Below are 18,200 nucleotides of genomic sequence, written 5' to 3'. Positions count from 1 at the left end.
CCAAGACTGCCTCCCAAAAGCAGCCTTGAATCTGATTTGCTCCTAAAAGGGAATCCTTAGAGTCCACACCACCTAGGCCGGGGCGACCCACGTCTTTTCCGCCGCGAAACGTTGACACCCCCTCGGGAGTCGAAGAAAAAGCGCCGTGACGAACGCCCCCGACAACAGCAACAAACCGGATCGCGCCGGCCGGCCATGGCTTGCCGTGGTGGCGTTGATCGCCGCGATGACGGCGATGCGGCTGATCTATGCCGGAATCATCGAGCTGCGCACCGACGAGGCCTATTACTGGACCTGGTCGAAGGAGAGCGCGCTGGCTTTTCTCGACCATCCGCCCGGGATTGCCTGGCTGATCCGGTTCGGCACTGCGATTTTCGGCGACACCAATCTCGGCGTGCGGTTCGGCGGCATCGTGGCAATGCTGATCACGCAGCTGCTGCTTGCCGATATCGTCCGTCGCGTCACCCATGATTTTCGCGCTATCGTGTTCGCCCTGCTGATGCCGGAGGCCGCGCTTTATTACGGGCTGCTGATGGCGAAGGTGGCGCCCGATACGGCGATGATCCCGCTCGCGGTCGCGATGCTGTGGTCGCTGGTCCGGCTCCATGAAAGCGGCAATGCGCGCTGGTGGCTCGCCGCGGGGCTGTTCGCCGGCCTGGCGATGCTGTCGAAATTCACCATGATCATGCTGCTGCCCGCAGTGCTGGCGTTTGCGCTGGTGCCGGACTGGCGGCGGCGCTGGCTGCTCAGTCCCTATCCGTGGGCCGCGGCGCTGATTGCATTGATCATGTTCGCGCCGGTGCTGGTCTGGAACTACCAGCACGACTGGGCCTCGTTCCGGTTCCAATTCGTGCGCGCGGTCGCGACCCATCAATTGTCGCTGCGTACCGTCGGCGATTATCTCGGCCTGCAGTTCGGTCTCGTCGGCTTCGTGCTGTTGCCGGTCGTGCTGTCTGGCGTGGCGCTGACGGCGTGGCGCGGCTATCGCCATCGCGAGCCGGTCGCGATCCTGCTCTCGACCGCTGTCATCGTGCCGTTCGGCTACTTTTTCTGGAAGTCGCTGACATTGCGCGTCGGCGACACCTGGCCGATGTTCCTGTGGCCGGCCGGATTTGCCGCCACCGCCATCAACCTTGCAATGTTGCCACGCGAGGGCTGGCCGGAATGGATGATCACATCCACCGTCAAATGGGCGAGGGTGGCGGTGATATCCGGCATCGCCTTTGTCGTCGGCGTGTTCTTCTATTATGTCGCCGTTCCCTGGAACCTGATCGGCCGCGCCGATCCGGTCGGCGGCGAGGCCGGCTATGAGCAGGTGGTGGCGCGCGCGCAGGATCAGCTGCAAAAAACCGGCGCGACCTGGATCGCCACCACGGACTATCGCACCTACGCGATGCTGCGCTGGTATTTCAACGGCCGCGTGCCGGTCATTCAGATCAATGAGCGCGGCAGGTTTCAGGGCTTTCGCGATCCCGGCATGAACCTCATCCGGGATCACGCCGGCCTCTATGTCGCGCGCGAGCCGGACAACCGCCTGCCGATCTGGGATCTCACGTCAGCCAAGCGGCAGCTGCTCGAACGGGTCGAGCGCAGCTGGCGCGGCGTGGTGATGGATACCTATGCGCTGGAGAAGCTGACCGGCTGGACGCCAGAACTCTCGCCGCCGCCGGACACGCCGCTGTTTCGCTGGCGCGTGCTGGCTGGCAACGCACAGCCGGGAATGTCACTCCTCGCCGTCGCGCTTGCGCAAAAGGTCTTTTGCGAGATCGCCGAGCGCGGGCCGCGGCAGCGCGGTGAAGGGTAGCGGCCGCGTCACGTCGATGGCGGCGAGGCCGAGCCGGGCGGTGAGCAGCCCGTTGAGCACGCCTTCGCCGAGCCGCTGCGAGAGCTTTGCCGCGATGCCATGGCCGAGCATCTGCTGCACCAGGCTGTCTCCAATAGCCATGCCGCCGGTTATGGCGAGATGGCCGATGACGTGGCGCAGCAGGCTGAGCATGCCGAGCGTTCCCGGCCGGCCGCCATAGAGCCGCGCCAGTTGCCGGATCAGCCGCATCGCGGCGACGAACACGAACAGCACGTCGATCAGCGCGCGCGGACTGACCGCGGTCACGACCGAGACGCGTTGTGCTGCCGTGGAGACCAGCCGCCGCGCCTCCTCATCGAGCGGCGCCATCAATTCGCGCTCCGCCAGCTTGATCATGTCGGCGCCGTCGATGATGTCGTCGGCGTGACCCACCAGCGTGGCGCGGGCGCGCGCCAGTTGCGGGTTCTGATGCGCGAGCTTCAAGAGGTCGTTGACGATGGCCCGGCTGGCGGCGCGATCGTCGCTGAGCAACACTTCGGCGGCGCGCTGGTGCAGCTTCTCGATGGCGGCAAGCCTCGCCAGTCCGAAGGCTTCGCGCGCGATCACAACCGTCAGCGCCAGCGCCGCGGCGACGGCAAACGCCAGCGCGACGTAACCCATTGTCTGGCTGCGCGCGAACAGATCCTCGATCAGGTTGACAACGCCGAGCCCGAGGCCGAGCAGCACCAGCCCGCCGGTGGCGGTCCAGAACAGCGTGCCCCAGCGGAAGCCGCGCCTGGCCGGGACCAGCGGCCTGTCAATCGGCACCGGCAACTGCGCAGGGTCGGGCTCCGGCGTGATGTGCACCGTGCCGCGCGCGGGGCGGCTGGCATCATCTGGATCCATCACGATCACGCCGGGATCGTCGAGCTTGAACGTTGCCGGCCGCCGATGAGGCGTCTTCTCGCTCATTGCAGTCTGTCTCCGATCAGGAACTGGAGGGCGCGGTCAAGGCGGATGTGAGGCAAAGCGGGTTCTGCGTCACCTTCGCGCTGCAACAGCGGCGGCCGGAAGCGCAGGAAGCGATAGTCGGCTTTTTCGGAAGGCGTGCTGGAGAGCCCACGGAACGTGCCCTTGAACAGTTCCTCGGGATCGATGGGCAAGTCACCCGGAAAGGTCGCCACCTCGGTCTCGCCGTCGAACGTGTCGCCATTGGCGACTTCGCCTGAGGCGGGCGTGCCGAGCAGCGAGGGCAATTTTTCCCGGCCGCGCGCGACCATCGCCTCGCGGGTGGCGCGCACCGCGGCCAGCGCCACCACGTCGATGGCGGCTCCGGCATATTCGGCGCGGTCGGCAGCCTTGGCGACCGCTCGCCGCAGTATTGCCTCCAGCCTGTCATGACTCGAATGATGCAGATGATCGGCCTTGGTCGCGGCAAACAGGATGCGGTCGATCCGCGGCCGGAACAGATTGCTCAGGATCGTGCTGCGGCCGATCCGGAAACAATCGAGGATGCCGGCGAGCGCGGCTTCCAGGTCGTGCAGCGCCTCCGGTCCGGCGTTGAACGCCGCGAGCGCATCGACCAGCACGATCTGGCGATCGAGCCGCGCGAAATGATCGCGGAAGAACGGCCGCACCACGACGTCCTTGTAGGCCTCGTAGCGCCGCCGCATCATCGCCCACAGCGAACCGTCGGGCGCGGTGCCGTCGATTGGCACGTCAAGCGGCGCAAAGGTCAGCGCCGGCGAGCCTGCAAGATTGCCCGGCATCAGGAAACGTCCTGGCGGCAGCAGACTCATCGCAAAACGCTCGTCGCGGCAGGCGCGCAAATAGTCTGTGAACAGCTTTGCCGCCATGCGCGCCGCCGGTTCGTCCTCGCGGGCCTCGGCGTTCAGCGTTGCCAGATGTTCGTGCCACGGCGTGGCGAGCTTTTCGCGCGGGCCTTCGCGTGAGAGCGCGAGGCTCTCGGCCGACCATTGCTCGAAACTCTTGTTGAGCAGCGGCAGGTCGAGCAGCCACTCGCCGGGATAGTCGACGATGTCCAGCGTCAGCGTGCGATCGGCGCCGTTCTGGCGCTGATAGTCCATCACCAGGCGGAGTTCGCTGATGTCGACGGTGGAGGCCGGCCAGTTCCGCTCCTCGATCAGGGTGCGGACGTGGTTCTCGTAGTCGAAGCGCGGCACCGCGTCATCGGGCTGCGGCTCGAGCCGGGCGCGGGCGATGCGCCCGGTCGCATACGCTTCGAACACCGGAAAACGGCCGCCGCGCGTGAGGCCGTGGATCAGCGCCGTGATGAACACGGTCTTGCCGGCGCGGGACAGGCCGGTGACGCCGAGCCGCACCGTCGGGTGGAAGAAGCTGTCGCCGTAATCCAACAGCGCCCGCGCCGACAGCCGCGCTTCCTCGACGATATCCTGAAAACTGGGGGCCATGCGTCGTGGAGGGCTCGATGAGAGGGCAATGAGACAATGGGCGGGCGATCACCCGCAAAAGTGGCGATTGGCGGGCCAAAATCAAGCTTCAGTTGCGATGGCGGCCGGGGATCGGACGGCGCATTGACGATCCGGGGGGCACGTTTTATCGCTCCGTGACAATTTTCCGGGCGAGGCTTACGTTTCCGATCCGGGTTCAGTTGAAAACAGTAATCAAGGGGAGAACGGCCATGCAGGTGACCGGAAAAGTCGTGGTTGTCACCGGCGGCGCCAGCGGCATCGGCCGGGCGCTGTGCGAAGCCTTCCACCGCGCGGGCGCGGCCAAGGTCGTGGTCGCCGACATCAATCCGGACGGCGCGCGAACCGTCGCCACGCCGATCAATGGCGCGGCCTTCAAATGCGATGTCGGCAAGGAAAAGGATGTCCTGCACGTCATCGAGGAGACCGAGAAGCAATTCGGCCCGATCGCGTTGTTCTGCTCCAACGCCGGCATCGGCGGCGGCTTCGATCCGCTGTCCACCAACGCGGGCGGAACTTCGGATGAGCCCTGGTCGCGAAGCTGGGCCGTTCATGTCATGGCGCATGTCTATGCCGCGCGGCACCTGATCCCGCGCATGAAGGCGCGTGGCGGCGGCTATTTCCTCAACACGATATCCGCGGCGGGTCTTCTGTCGCAGATCGGCAGCCCGGCCTATTCGACCACCAAACACGCCGCGGTCGGCTTTGCGGAAAATCTCGCGATCTCGCACAAAGCCGACGGCATCAAGGTTTCGATCCTGTGTCCGCAGGGCGTCGATACCGCGATGCTCAGGTCGATTCCAAAAGGCCCGCAATCCGGCGACGGCGACCTGTCGGCCGAACAGGTGGCGCAGGATGTGCTCGCGGGCCTGGAGCAGGAAACCTTTGCGATTTTGCCGCACCCGCAGGTGCTCGGTTACATGCGCAAGAAGACCGAGAACTACGATCGCTGGATATCAGGCATGGCGAAGATCCAGGCCAAGATGCGGGAAGCGTACGGGAAGTGACTAGGGCTTGCGCTACGCCCTCAGCCGTCATTGCGAGGAGCGAAGCGACGAAGCAATCCATGCTTTCTTTCCGCGGCAAGATGGATTGCTTCGCTTCGCTCGTAATGACGTGGGGGCCGGCTACCCCCGTCAATCCTTCTTCGTGTAAAGCAGCGGCACCGCCGAATCCACCATCACCTCGATCAGGCTGGCACCCTCATTCGCGAGCCCGCGCTTCAGCGCAGCGCCAAGTTCCGATGCCTTGCTGACGCGGACCGCGTGACACCCCATGCCTTCGGCGATCTTGACGAAGTCGATGTCGGGCAGTTCGAGCCCGGGCACGTTGCGGACCTGCATCACCTGGCTGAACGAGCGCATCGCGCCGTAGCCGGAATTGTTGATCACGACCACCGTCAGCGGCAGCTTGCGCCGGGCCGCGGTCCACAGCCCCTGGATCGAATACATCGCCGACCCATCGCCGATCAGGCAGACGGTGCGGATATCAGGGCGCCCAAGCGATATTCCGACCGCGGCGGGCAGGCTGTAGCCGAGGCCGCCGCTCGCCATGGTGTAAAAACTGTCCTGCCCGCGCATCGGCATGAATTTCTGCATCGCCGGGCGGTGCGACGGCGCTTCCTCGACCAACGCGGCATCCTTGGGCATGGCGTGGAACAGCGCATCCAGCAGGAATTCGGTCGGGATCGGATCGGCGGCCGCAGGCGCGGGCAACAGCGCGCGGCCCGCAGGGATCACGCGCTTGGTCTCGGGCAACAGTTCCAGCAGCATCGTCAGCGCCGGCTTCATCGTGGCGACGATGCTGGTGCCTGATGGCGTCACCGCCGCCGCGGTCGGATCGTCGGTGATCTGGAAGATCGTGGTGGCGCCATCGAAGATCGAGGCGTGACCCTCGACGTGGAAGGTGAAAATTGGCGCACCGATCACGACCACGAGGTCGTGGTCGCGCAGCGCGTCGGAAACCTGTCCCGGCGAGGCATGCAAGAAGCCCGCGAATTGCGGATGCCTCTCCGGAAACGAACAGCGTGCCGAGAACGGGCTGACCCACACCGCGGCCCGGGCTTTCTCCGCCACGCGCACCATCAGGTCGACGGCCTCCGCGCGATCGACGCTGGGGCCGACGACCAGGGCAGGACGTTTGCTGTCGGTGAGCGCTGACACCAGCGCCTTCATCGCAGCCGGATCAGGCCCGAGTTCGCGGCTGACCTGGCGCGCCTCGACCGGCTGCGTCGGGCGCGTCCAGTCGTCGACCGGCACCGAAACGAATGTCGGTCCGCACGGCGGCTGCATCGCCACGTAATAGGCGCGCGCGATCGCGGCCGGCACGTCTTCAGGCCGCGCCGGCTCGATGCTGTATTTCACGTAAGGCTGCGGAAATTCCGTCGCCCGTTCGGCAAACAGGAATGGCAGCAGCGGCATGATCGAGCGCGCCTGCTGGCCCGCGGTAATGACGATCGGAGTCTGGTTGCGGTAGGCGTTGAAGATATTGCCGAGCGCATTGCCGACGCCGGCGGCGGAATGCAGGTTGACAAAACCGGCGTTGCGGGTCGCCTGCGCATAGCCGTCGGCCATGCCGACCACGGAGGCTTCGTGCAGCCCAAGCACGTAATCGATGTCGTCAGGCCAGTCGCTCAGGAACGGCAGTTCGGTCGAACCGGGATTGCCGAACACCTTTTTGACGCCGAACGCCCGCAGCAGGTTGAAGGTGGCGTCCTTGACGGTGGTGGATTTGGTTTCGGTCTTGGTGGGCTTGCGGGACGACATCAGTGACTCCCAGAGCTAATTGCGGGCTCCGTCATTGCCTGTGACAAACGCGAAGCGTTTGCACAAGGGAGCAAAGCGACGAAGCAATCCATACGTCCTGCATGGAGGTATGGATTGCTTCGCTTACGCTCGCAATGACGTCAAATCAACTCTACCACGTAGCCGTACCCTTCATGGTTGGCTGGCCGTCCGAATTGGCGGTCCACAGTTCCATGCCGGCGCCGGTGTCGTTGGCATTGACCGAGAACTCGCTGCCTTCGAACAGCGGCTGCACGCCGCGATAGCCAAGTTTCTTCGGCGCCGCCCCGCCGTGCAGTTTGGCCGCGAACTCGACAATCAGGGCAGCCTGCAACGGGCCGTGGAACACCAGGCCCGGATAGCCTTCGACCTTGGTGACGTAATCGCGGTCGTAATGGATGCGGTGGCCATTGAAGGTCAGCGCCGAATAGCGGAACAGCAGCACCGGGTCGGCCATGTGGCTTTCGCGGTGCTTTGCGACCGGTGGCGGCGGGGCCGGCTTGCCGGAAGCCGCCGGCGGCGTGCTCGACATGTCCCGGTAGACGATGTCCTGGCGCTCGCGGATGGCTACGCCACGCGGCGTCGTGATGGTGTGCTCGACCGAGACAAAACATAACGCGCCGGTGCTGCCGGTCTTCATCGTGACGTCGGCAATACGCGAGGTTCGCTTGGCCTCATCGCCGACGCGCAACGCATCAAGGAATTCGAGTTCGCCGCCGGCCCACATCCGGCGCGGCAGCGGCACCGGCGGCAGGAAGCCGCCGCGGGTCGGATGGCCGTCCGGCCCGAGTTGCGACATCGGAAACACCGGCTGCGCCAGGCACCAATGCGTGGTCCAGGGTGCAGCATCGCCGGTCCTGGGCTCACCGATCTCCTGAAACAGCGTCGCGCGCAAACCCTTCACGAGTTGCGCGGTGACGGTGTCCGAGGCCTCGGTGGTTTTTCCGATCCAGCCGCGCAAATGATCGAGGTCGAGTTTTTCCGTCATGACGATTTTGCCCGTGCAGAAGCTTTGGGGAGTTCGACGTGCTCGCCGATCGCAGGCACCGCGCCATAATGCCTGTTCTCGCCGACGAAGATCGCGGCGGGCGCGGCGTAGCTCACCTTGCCTTTCGGCGTATCGACCTCGATGCGGCGCAGATGGGGATGTACGGCAAGGTCAGCCATGGTGTTGACCTCGGCAAACGCGATGTCGGCGTTGGCCAGGCGCTTCAGGAGATCGACGCGATTCATCGTCGCAAAGCTGTCGGCCACGATCTGGTCGGTGACGGCGCGATTCCTGACGCGCTCGACCATGTTGGCCAGCCGCGGGTCGTTTGGTAGATCGGGCTGATCCAGCACCTCGGCACAGAGCTTCTTCCACTCGCGCTCGCTCTGGATCGAGATCAGGATGCCCTTGCCGTCCTTCGACTGGAAAACGCCGTAGGGCGCAATGGAAGGATGCGCCAGCGCCATCCGCTTCGGCGGATTGCCGGCTTCTGAATTGATCAGCGGCACCGCCATCCAGTCGGCCATCACGTCGAACATCGAGATCCGGATATCGGCGCCCACGCCCGTGCGTCCGCGCGCAATGAGTGCTTCGAGGATCGAAGCATGGGCGGTGGCGCCGGTCGCGATATCGACGACGGAGATGCCGACGCGGGACGGGCCTTCCGGTCCGCCGGTGATCGAGGCGAGGCCGCTCTCCGCCTGGATCAAGAGATCATAGGCCTTGCGGTCGGCATAGGGGCCGTCATCGCCATAGCCGGAAATGGTGCAGCAGATCAGCGCCGGATAATCCTTGCGCAAACGCTCCAGCGAGAAGCCGAGCTTGTCCATCGAGCCGGGCTTGAGGTTTTGCAGCAACACGTCGGCGCTCGCGATCAGTTCTTCCATCGCCGCGCGCCCGTCCTTGGTGGCGAGATCCACGACCACGGAATTCTTGCCGCGGTTGAGCCAGACGAAATAGCTGCTCTGTCCCTTCGCCGCGGCGTCATAGCCGCGGGCAAAATCGCCCTCGGGGCGTTCCACCTTGATGACATGGGCGCCGGCATCCGCCAGCCGCGAACTGCAAAACGGCGCAGCGACCGCCTGTTCGACGGCGACGACGATCAATCCTTCGAGCGGCAGCATTATTTGTTCTCAGTAGGAGCGGGGCATGCCGAGCACATGCTCGGACACGAAGGACAGAATGAGATTGGTCGAGATCGGCGCCACCTGATAGAGCCGCGTCTCGCGGAACTTGCGCTCGACGTCGTATTCCTCGGCGAATGCAAAGCCGCCATGGGTCTGCACGCAGGCGTTTGCGGCTTCCCAGGAAGCGTCCGCCGCCAGCATCTTGGCCATGTTGGCCTCGGCGCCGCAATCGAGCCCGGCTTCATATTTGCGGGTGGCTTCCTTCACCATCAGCTCGGCCGCGCGCATCTGCGCATAGGCCTTGGCGATCGGGAACTGAACGCCCTGGTTCTGGCCGATCGGACGGCCGAACACCACGCGCTCCTTGGCGTAGGCGGTCGCTTTCGCGATGAACCATTTGGCGTCGCCGATGCATTCGGACGCGATCAGGATACGCTCGGCGTTCATGCCGGACAGGATGTAGCGGAAACCCTTGCCTTCCTCGCCGATCAGGTTTTCGGCCGGCACCCGCATGTCCGTGAAGAACACTTCTGTGGTGGCGTGGTTCATCATGGTGCGGATCGGGCGGATCTCGAGGCCGTTGCCTTTCGCTTCGCGCATGTCGACGATGAACACCGACAGACCATCGGTGCGCTTCTTGGCGTCCTCCTTCGGCGTGGTGCGCGCCAGCAGGATCATCAGGTCGGAATATTCGGCGCGGCTGGTCCAGATCTTCTGGCCATTGACGATGTAGCCGTTGTTGCCGTCGCGTTTGGCAAAGGTCTTCAGCGAGGAGGTGTCCGTGCCGCTGGTCGGTTCGGTGACGCCGAACGCCTGCAGCCGCAATTCGCCGCTGGCGATCTTGGGCAGCCATTTTGCCTTCTGCTCGTCGCTGCCGTGCCGAAGCAGCGTGCCCATCGTGTACATCTGGGCGTGGCAGCCGCCGCCATTGCATCCGGCGCGCTGGATTTCTTCGAGGATCGCGGCCGCCGCGGACAGTTTCAGCCCGGCGCCGTTGTATTCCTCGGGGATCAGCACCGAGAGATAGCCGGCCTGCGTCAGCGCATCGACGAACTCGCTCGGATATTTCATCTCGCGGTCGAGCTTGCGCCAGTATTCGCCGGGGAACTGGGCGCAGAGTTTCGCGACCGCATTGCGGATATCGGCGTACTCGTCGGGTTGTTCGTGTGCGGTCATTTGAAGTGCCGTCGTTGTGGTTGGGGATGGGCTTGCAGTTGTGAAACCACCGTGAAGTCCCTATGCTTAATTGTTATAGCGTATTAACTTGCATTCCAAGATTGGCAAGCATGGATTTCCGACAGCTGAGGACGTTCAGTTGCGTGGCTGAGCTCGGTAGCCTCAGCAAAGCCTCCGACACGCTGCGGATCGCGCAGCCGGCGCTGAGCCGCCAGATCAAGCTGCTCGAACACGAGCTGCGCGCCGAGCTGTTTACCCGCAACGGCCGCGGCATGGTGCTGACCGAGGCCGGCCGTCTGCTGCTGGCGCGGACCGCCGGCATCGTCCGGCACATCGATCAGATTCGCGACGATATCCAGTCCTCCGGCGGGCCGCCGTCGGGACGGGTGGTGCTGGGGCTGGTTCCAACTGTGAGCTGCGTGATTTCCGCGCGCCTCGCCCGCCGCACGGTCGAAAGCTATCCGGGCATCTCGCTCTGCATCGTCGAGAGCTACAGCGGACATTTGATCGAGTGGCTGCACCGCGGCCAGATGGATCTGGCCGTGATCTACGGGCCGTCGGCCGATCTGCACCTCACCGTGCAACACCTTGGCCGCGACAAGATCGTCGCCGTCGGCCCGCGCGGTTGCGGGCTGACGAAGAAGAAGCAGGTCGATATCGACTGGCTGCTGCGGCAGCGGTTGGTGTTGCCCAGTCATTCGCACGGGCTCCGGACGCTGATCGAGCATGCGGCGGCAAAGAAGAAACTGAAGCTTGATGTCCAGGTCGAGGCGGACTCGTTTCGCGTCCTGACCAGCCTGGTCGAGGAGGGCCTCGGATACGCCCTGCTGCCGCCGTCCTCGCTGCGCGCGGAAGTCGCCGACGGCCGGCTGGAAGTCGCCACGATTTCGAAACCGGCGCCGATGCGCGAACTCACCATCGCTTCCCCTATCGAGCATCCCGGTTCGACCGCCATCACGCTCGTCACTGATCTGCTCCGCAAGGAGGTCGATGCCTGCCGCAAGGAAGGCCTTTGGGATATCCAGGTCGGCTGAAGAGCCAAAGTCCACTAGTAACCGAGAAGGCAGTGCGCTCCCTCTCCCGCTTGCGGGGGAGGGCTGGGGTGGGGGTCTATCCACGAGTGAGACTCTTCGTGTGGAGGGAGCCCCCACCCGCCGCGCTTCGCGCGTCGACCTCCCCCGCAAGCGGGAGAGGTGCAGAGAGTATGCCGCCACACCAGTCCAATTTAGCCTCATCACGCTCTACGAAACCGCAAACCCCAGATTTTCCCGGAACCGGTTCTTCAGGAACACGCCGTCGCGCGGCGGCAGCGCGCGATCGACATGGCCGGTAGCGATGCGAATGCGCGCCAGCCGCGGCCCTTGGTCGACGCGCTGCAGCGTCGGCCGATAATCATTGATGCCCTTGATGTCGGTGATCTCGGTGACCGAGCGAAAGCCCGCGCCGGTCGCGATCACGTCGAGCTGGGCGCCGAGACCGGAATGGCTGACCTGCATGCCGGTCTCGCCGAAATGGCCGTTGTCGAGAATGACGATGGTCAGATTGCCCGGCGTCTTGGTGGCGATCGTCAGCAGGCTGCCGATGCCCATCAGCTGCTCGCCGTCGCCGGTGATGACGGCGACCGGCCGCTTCGGTTGTGCCAGCGCAAGGCCAAGGCCGACCATGCCGGCCCCGCCCATCGCGCCCCACAAATAGAAATTACCGGGATGCTCACCGGCATCGAACACGTCGTAGGACGCCGAGCCGAGCCCGGTCACGACAAGCAGGTCCTTGCGATCGGCGAGCAACGACCTGACGGCCTCGCGGCGACCAAGCGTAAAATTCTGGACCATCACTTCGTCTCCGTCCATTTCTTGCGGCCGAGCATGCGCTGCGAAATCAGCACCGCGATCTGCTGGTCGCTCTCGAATGCCAGCGAACAGGCGGCCGAAATAATCTCTTCCGCATCTTCAGGCCGCTCGAGCCGGAACACCGTCACGCCCATGATTTCGAAGGCCTGCGGCGTCGCTTTGCCCATCGGAATTTGCCACGGGTTGAATTCCGCCCATTCGCCGCGCATCGTCACCAATGTCAGGAACGGCAGGCGGCAGCTCGCGGCCAGCGAAAACATGTTCACGCAATTGCCGACGCCGCTCGACTGCATCAACAGCACCGAGCGGTCGCCGCCGAGCCATGCGCCGGCGGACAGCGCGACGCCTTCCTCTTCGGTGGTCAGCACGGTGGTCTGGATCGCGGGATCGGCGTGCGACAGCTCGATCAGCCGGGAGTGGCCGGCATCGGGAACATAGGAGATCTGTGCAACGCCATGCGCTTTCAGGGTCCTGTAGATCTGGAGCGGCCAGCTTTGGCCGGCCTGGGTATCGTCTTTGGCGTCATCCCTGACAGCAGCATCGTTCATGGCAGCCTCGGTTCCGGGCCACGTCTCCTGCGTGACCACGCCCAAGGTTTAGCCCAGAAGACCGCAGTGCAGCCTTCTCATCTGGTTCAAGCTGCCATGCCGCGATGTTATAGGGAGCTTGAGCGGTGGGCAAAGCGCAAGCCTGCCCACCACTAGGCCGGGATTCGCACCGGCAGCGATTCGATGCCGCGCACAAAACTGGAATAGACCCGCTTCGGCTCGCCGACCACCTCGATGCGATCGAACCGCTTCAGCATCTCCTGCCAGACGATCTTCAGCTGCAGCTCGGCCAGCCGCATGCCGACGCAGCGGTGGATGCCGAAGCCGAACGAAAGGTGCGTACGGGGCCGGGCGCGGTCGATGATGAATTCGTCGGGCTTCTCGATGCCCTCTTCGTCGCGGTTGCCGGAGACGTACCACATCACGACGCGATCGCCCTTTGCGATCTTCTTGCCGCCGATTTCGGTATCGACCAGCGCGGTGCGCCGCATATGCGCCAGCGGCGTCTGCCAGCGGATCACTTCCGGCACCATGGAATCGATCAATGCCGGATTGTCGCGCAGCTTCTGGTACTGCTCGGGATGTTCGTTCAGCGCCAGCACCGAGCCGCTCATGGTGTTGCGGGTGGTGTCGTTGCCGCCGACGATCAAGAGGATGATGTTGCCCATCAGATTATCGGGGTCCATGTGCCGCGTCGCTTCGCTATGGGCCATCATGGAGAGCAGATCGTTGCGCGGCTCGCTGTTGACGCGCTCATTCCAGAGCTTTGAGAAATAGGCATAGCATTCGTCCATTTCCTGGCGTCGCTGCTCGGGCGATTCCACCACGCCGCTCTTGGGCAGCGCGGTCGAGACGTCGGACCAGCGCGTCAGCTTGCGGCGCTCTTCCCAGGGGAAGTCGAACAGCGTCGCCAGCATCTGCGTCGTCAGTTCGATCGACACCCGGTCGACGAAGTTGAAGGTCTCGTTGCGCGGCAGATTGTCCAGCACCTTGCAGGCGCGCTCGCGGATCAGTTTTGCCAGCTCGTCCAGATGCGTCGGCGTGAACATCGGCGACACCGTCTTGCGCTGCGCCGAGTGCCGCGGCTGGTCCATCGCGATGAAGCTCGGATAGTCGTAACCTGGCGGCACGTCACGGATCGAGATGCCGCCGAGCGTCGAGTCGGAAGAGAAGATGCCGTGGTTGGTGTCGACATGCATGATGTCGTTGTACTTGGTCACCGACCAGTAAGGCTCGATCGGCGAGTTGGTGCAGTAATGCACCGGCTCTTCCTTGCGCAGCCGTTCGAACCACGGCCACAACGTATCGTTCTGGAACAGCTTTGGCGCACCGGGGTGAAATTCGCTGAGCGGCGTCGAGTAGGCCTCCTCGCGCGCGGCGCGCAGAAGCTCTTGTCTGTCGGCTCGGATCGCGGTCAGGACGTTCATCGTCAGTCATCCCTGGGTGCAAGCAAACGCAATAGGAAATGTATTAGACTATAACTTGCATACGCCCGATGCGCAAAGCCCGTGCCGGTTTGGGCGGAACTGCTGGCCTAGCCGGCGATGCGGGCGGGCAGGGTCTCGTAACCCTTGACAAAGCTTGAATAAACCCGCTTCGGCTCATCCATCACCTCGATCTTGTCGAAGCGCTTGAGGATCTCTTCCCAGATAATCTTCAATTGCAGTTCCGCCAGCCGCAAGCCGACGCAGCGGTGGATGCCGAAGCCGAAGGAGATGTGGGTACGGGGTCGGGCGCGGTCGATGATGAACTCGTAGGGGCGATCGATCACCTCTTCGTCGCGGTTGCCCGAGACGTACCACATCACGACCTTGTCGCCCTTCTTGATCTGCTTGCCGCGGAACTCGATGTCCTCGAGCGCGGTGCGCCGCATATGCGCCAGCGGCGTCTGCCAGCGGATCACCTCGGGAACGAAACTGTCGATCAGCGCGGGATTGTCGCGCAGCTTGCTGTACTGATCCGGATTCTTGGCGAGCGCATAGATGCTGCCCGACAGCGTGTTGCGGGTGGTGTCATTGCCGCCGACGATCAAGAGGATCAGATTGCCGAGGAAATTCTTCGGGTCCATGTCGCGCGTGGCTTCGCTGTGCGCCATCATCGACAGCAGATCGCTCTTCGGTGGCTGGTTGATCCGGTCTTTCCAGAGCGTGGCGAAATAGGTCGCGCATTCCAGAAGCTCGGCCTGCCGCGCCTCTTCGGTCGCGACGAGGCCGCCGGGCCCGGGTATCGTCGTCGCAATGTCGGACCAGCGCGTCAGCTTGCGGCGGTCCTCCCAGGGGAAGTCGAACAGCACCGCGAGCATCTGCGTGGTGAGCTCGATCGAGACCCGGTCGACCCAGTCGAACACTTCGCCTCGCGGCAGATTGTCGAGGCATTCGGCCGACCGCTTGCGGATGTTGATCGCAAGCTGGTCGAGATGGGTCGGCGTGAACATCGGTGCCACGGTCTTGCGCTGCGCCGAGTGGCGCGGCTGGTCCATGGCGATGAAGCTTTCGCGGCGCAGATCGGTTGCGACGTCGCGGATGGTGATGCCGCCGAGATAGGCTGCCGACGAGAACACCGCGTGGTTGGTCTCGATATCCATGATGTCGTTGTATTTGGTGATCGACCAATACGGCCCGAACATGCTGTCCTTGCAGTAATGCACCGGCGCTTCCCGGCGCAGCCGGTCGAAATACGGCCAGAACGTATCGGTCTTGAACAGTTCGGGATCGCCGGGGTCGAACTCGGCCAGCGGCAGCGAATAGGCGCGCTCGCGTGCGGCCTTTTGCCGGGAGTCCAGTTCAATGGAATCCTGGGTGAGTTCGATGGTTCCCTGCATGGAGCGGCTCCCTGATTGTTCTCCGCGCGCCGGGATTCGCCCGGTGGCGGTATTTTGGGCCGATTACAGCCGTTCGTACGTGCCGGGGCAAGGGACAGTTTTGATGCTTCGGCCGCATTGAACTTTACACCCGGTCGGAGCTGATACGGAGCCGTATCATTCCCCGTGACAAGCGCGCCTGCAGGGGTTAAGGCTTATCCCAACAACGATATTTCGCCGGAGGTCGCCCGACCATGATTCCCAATGCGTACCGGATGTTCAATTTCGATCTCGGTGAAACCGCGGATGCCATTCGCGAGACCGTGTTTGCCTTTTCGAGCAAGGAGATCGCGCCGCGCGCGGCCGAAATCGACAAGAGCAACCAGTTTCCAAGGGATCTCTGGCCCAAGATCGGCGCGCTCGGCCTGCACGGCATTACCGTCGAGGAGGAATATGGCGGCACCGGGCTCGGCTATCTCGAGCACTGTATTGCGGTCGAGGAAATGTCGCGGGCGTCCGCGGCGGTCGGCCTGTCGTACGGCGCGCATTCCAACCTCTGCGTCAACCAGATCCGCCGCAACGGCAACGACGCGCAGAAGCGCAAATATCTGCCGAAGCTGATCTCGGGCGAACATGTCGGATCACTGGCGATGTCGGAGCCGGATTCCGGCTCCGACGTGGTGTCGATGAAGACGCGCGCAGACAAGAAGGGCGACCGCTTCGTGCTGACCGGCAGCAAGATGTGGATCACCAACGGCCCGGTCGCCGACACGCTGGTGGTCTATGCCAGGACCGACGCCAATGCCGGCCCGCGCGGCATTACGGCATTCATCATCGAGAAGGGCATGAAGGGATTCTCGACCGCGCAAAAGCTCGATAAGCTCGGCATGCGCGGCTCCGATACCTGCGAACTGGTGTTCGACAATTGCGAGGTGCCGGAAGAGAACGTGCTCAGCGAAGTCGGCCGCGGCGTCAACGTCCTGATGTCGGGCCTCGATTATGAACGCGCGGTGCTGGCCGCGGGTCCCATCGGCATCATGCAGGCCTGCATGGACGTGGTGCTGCCTTACGTGCATGAGCGCAAGCAGTTCGGCCAGCCGATCGGCACCTTCCAGCTGGTGCAGGGCAAGATCGCCGACATGTACACCACGATGAACGCCTCGCGCGCTTATGTGTACGCGGTGGCGAAAGCCTGCGACCGCGGCGAGACCACGCGCGAGGACGCGGCCGGCGCCATCCTCTATGCCGCCGAGAAGGCGACGCAATGCGCGCTCGACGCCATCCAGCTGCTCGGCGGCAATGGCTACATCAACGACTATCCGACCGGCAGGCTGTTGCGCGACGCCAAGCTCTACGAAATCGGCGCCGGAACCAGCGAAATCCGGCGCATGCTGATCGGGCGGGAGCTGTTCGACAAGTCGGCGTAAGTGAACCGGATCACACTCCAGTCGACAAATTCGTGTAAACCCGATTTGTTGCCCGCTGCCTTGGAGTTGACCCGTGAACGAGATGAGTTGGACCCCGCTCGGGCCGCCATCGCCGCCGCCGCTGCCGAAACCGCCGCCGATGCCGGTGGGGTTTTCCGGCAAGCGTGATGAATTCTTTCATCTGGTGAAGCGCGGCGCCGGGCTGGAATTGGTGACGCTGGGCTTCTACCGCTTCTGGCTCACCACCGACATCCGCCGCCATCTCTGGAGCAATACCCAGATCGACGGCGATGGCGCCGAATATACCGGCCGGGGCCGGGAATTGCTGATCGGGTTCCTGGTTGCGCTGGCGATCCTGGTGCCGATCTATCTGGCCTACTTTCTCGCCGGCCTCGAAGCCGAGCATTACAAGGCGTTCGCCAGCATTCCCTTGGTCGCCTTCTTCTATCTGTTCGGGCAGTTCGCGATTTTTCGCGCCCGCCGCTATCGCCTGACGCGCACGGTGTGGCGCGGCGTGCGGTTCTGGATGAGTGGCTCGGGCTGGATCTATGCCTTGCAGGCGTCGCTGTGGGGCCTGCTGTCGATGGTGACCTTCGGCCTGGCGCTGCCATGGCGCACGGCGGCGCTCGAGCGCTACAAGATGCGCCATTCATACTATGGCGATCTGCAGGGGAAGTTCGAGGGAAGCGGCTGGGAATTCTTCAAGCGCGGCTGGTGGCTGTGGTTGCTCGCACCGATGGCATTCCTGATGCCGCTGTTCGCACCCTTCATCTACGGCGCGTTCAAGGCGGTCGAATGGCGCTGGTGGCTGTCCGGCATCCGGATCGGCGGCGTGCGCCTGGAATCGGAATTGCCGCGCAGCCGGCTGATCGGCCTGTACTGGAAGGTGGTCGGCTGGATGGTCGTGCTAGGTCTGGTTTTCTCGGTCTACCTCGCAGCTGCCACGGCGCTGGTTGCCAGCATGAGCGGCGAGGGAATTGGCGAGTTCTTCAAGTCGCAGGAATCTTCTCAGAGCATCCTGTTGCTGGTGCTCGCAGGCCTCGGCTACCTGGTGTTCGCACTGGCGCTCAACGTCGTGATCCGCGTCTATCTGATGCGCGATCTCTGGGTGCGGGTGTTGGAATCGATCAACATCCACGGCATCGAAGCGGCCGCCAATGTTTCGGCAAGGGGTGAACTGGCCAATGCGCTTGGTGAAGGTTTTGCTGATGGCCTTGACGTCGCGGGCTTCTAAAGCGTTTTCAAGCGAGGTGGGTACCGGTTCGCGT

At 63.8% G+C, this 18,200-nt stretch carries 15 protein-coding genes; 5 read left to right on the top strand and 10 right to left on the bottom strand.

Annotation, left to right across the window (positions count from 1 at the left end):
* Positions 1-226 precede the first annotated feature (226 nt).
* A complete protein-coding gene (locus JQ567_RS35370; RefSeq protein ID WP_212443097.1) occupies positions 227-1,804 on the top strand; it encodes a glycosyltransferase family 39 protein in 1,578 nt (525 codons plus the stop codon).
* Here JQ567_RS35370 and JQ567_RS35365 read toward each other — a convergent pair.
* Entirely contained in the window at positions 1,724-2,755 is a 1,032-nt protein-coding gene (locus tag JQ567_RS35365) for a YcjF family protein (protein WP_212443094.1), read from the bottom strand. The two genes, JQ567_RS35370 and JQ567_RS35365, sit on opposite strands and share 81 nt — an antisense overlap.
* Positions 2,752-4,215, bottom strand: coding sequence for a YcjX family protein (locus JQ567_RS35360; RefSeq protein ID WP_212443093.1), 1,464 nt, complete (start codon positions 4,213-4,215; stop codon positions 2,752-2,754). Before JQ567_RS35360 ends, JQ567_RS35365 begins: the two co-directional genes overlap by 4 nt.
* Positions 4,216-4,445: 230 nt before the next feature.
* Here JQ567_RS35360 and JQ567_RS35355 point away from each other — a divergent pair, with 230 nt between their 5' ends.
* A complete protein-coding gene (locus JQ567_RS35355) occupies positions 4,446-5,240 on the top strand; it encodes an SDR family oxidoreductase (protein ID WP_212443092.1) in 795 nt (264 codons plus the stop codon).
* Between the two features lie 129 nt (positions 5,241-5,369).
* Here JQ567_RS35355 and mdlC read toward each other — a convergent pair whose 3' ends face one another.
* From mdlC to JQ567_RS35335, 4 genes are all read right to left on the bottom strand, one after another.
* A complete protein-coding gene (gene mdlC / locus JQ567_RS35350; protein WP_212443091.1) occupies positions 5,370-6,998 on the bottom strand; it encodes a benzoylformate decarboxylase in 1,629 nt (542 codons plus the stop codon).
* A gap of 151 nt (positions 6,999-7,149) precedes the next feature.
* Positions 7,150-8,004, bottom strand: a complete 855-nt coding sequence (locus JQ567_RS35345) for a MaoC family dehydratase N-terminal domain-containing protein (RefSeq protein ID WP_212443090.1) — start codon at positions 8,002-8,004, stop codon at positions 7,150-7,152.
* Positions 8,001-9,128: a CaiB/BaiF CoA-transferase family protein gene (locus tag JQ567_RS35340; protein WP_212443089.1), complete on the bottom strand. Its 1,128-nt coding sequence runs from the start codon at positions 9,126-9,128 to the stop codon at positions 8,001-8,003. Before JQ567_RS35340 ends, JQ567_RS35345 begins: the two co-directional genes overlap by 4 nt.
* Positions 9,129-9,137: 9 nt before the next feature.
* A complete protein-coding gene (locus JQ567_RS35335; RefSeq protein WP_212443088.1) occupies positions 9,138-10,307 on the bottom strand; it encodes an acyl-CoA dehydrogenase family protein in 1,170 nt (389 codons plus the stop codon).
* A 110-nt stretch (positions 10,308-10,417) separates the two neighbouring features.
* Here JQ567_RS35335 and JQ567_RS35330 point away from each other — a divergent pair, with 110 nt between their 5' ends.
* Positions 10,418-11,341 (top strand): LysR substrate-binding domain-containing protein, encoded by a 924-nt coding sequence (locus tag JQ567_RS35330; protein ID WP_212443087.1) that lies wholly within the window; start codon positions 10,418-10,420, stop codon positions 11,339-11,341.
* A gap of 207 nt (positions 11,342-11,548) precedes the next feature.
* On the opposite strand, the gene JQ567_RS35325 is transcribed toward JQ567_RS35330, so the two are convergent.
* From JQ567_RS35325 to JQ567_RS35310, 4 genes are all read right to left on the bottom strand, one after another.
* Positions 11,549-12,139, bottom strand: coding sequence for a thiamine pyrophosphate-dependent enzyme (locus JQ567_RS35325; RefSeq protein WP_249165939.1), 591 nt, complete (start codon positions 12,137-12,139; stop codon positions 11,549-11,551).
* Positions 12,139-12,705: a thiamine pyrophosphate-binding protein gene (locus tag JQ567_RS35320; RefSeq protein WP_212443085.1), complete on the bottom strand. Its 567-nt coding sequence runs from the start codon at positions 12,703-12,705 to the stop codon at positions 12,139-12,141. The genes JQ567_RS35325 and JQ567_RS35320 overlap by 1 nt, the downstream gene beginning before the upstream one ends.
* 152 nt (positions 12,706-12,857) lie before the next feature.
* Complete coding sequence (locus tag JQ567_RS35315; protein ID WP_212443084.1) at positions 12,858-14,132, bottom strand: cytochrome P450; 1,275 nt, start codon at positions 14,130-14,132, stop codon at positions 12,858-12,860.
* Positions 14,133-14,239: 107 nt separating this feature from the next.
* Positions 14,240-15,526, bottom strand: a complete 1,287-nt coding sequence (locus tag JQ567_RS35310) for a cytochrome P450 (RefSeq protein WP_212443083.1) — start codon at positions 15,524-15,526, stop codon at positions 14,240-14,242.
* Between the two features lie 233 nt (positions 15,527-15,759).
* On the opposite strand from JQ567_RS35310, the gene JQ567_RS35305 reads away from it, so the two are divergent.
* Positions 15,760-16,932 (top strand): isovaleryl-CoA dehydrogenase, encoded by a 1,173-nt coding sequence (locus tag JQ567_RS35305; RefSeq protein ID WP_192736591.1) that lies wholly within the window; start codon positions 15,760-15,762, stop codon positions 16,930-16,932.
* Between the two features lie 82 nt (positions 16,933-17,014).
* The gene (locus JQ567_RS35300) at positions 17,015-18,166 is read left to right on the top strand and encodes a DUF898 family protein (RefSeq protein ID WP_212443096.1); all 1,152 of its coding nucleotides are present in this window, start codon (positions 17,015-17,017) and stop codon (positions 18,164-18,166) included.
* Positions 18,167-18,200 lie beyond the last annotated feature (34 nt).

Source organism: Bradyrhizobium sp. AUGA SZCCT0431 (assembly GCF_018131065.1).
Lineage (GTDB): Bacteria > Pseudomonadota > Alphaproteobacteria > Rhizobiales > Xanthobacteraceae > Bradyrhizobium.
This window is presented reverse-complemented; position numbering and strand designations above follow the sequence as displayed.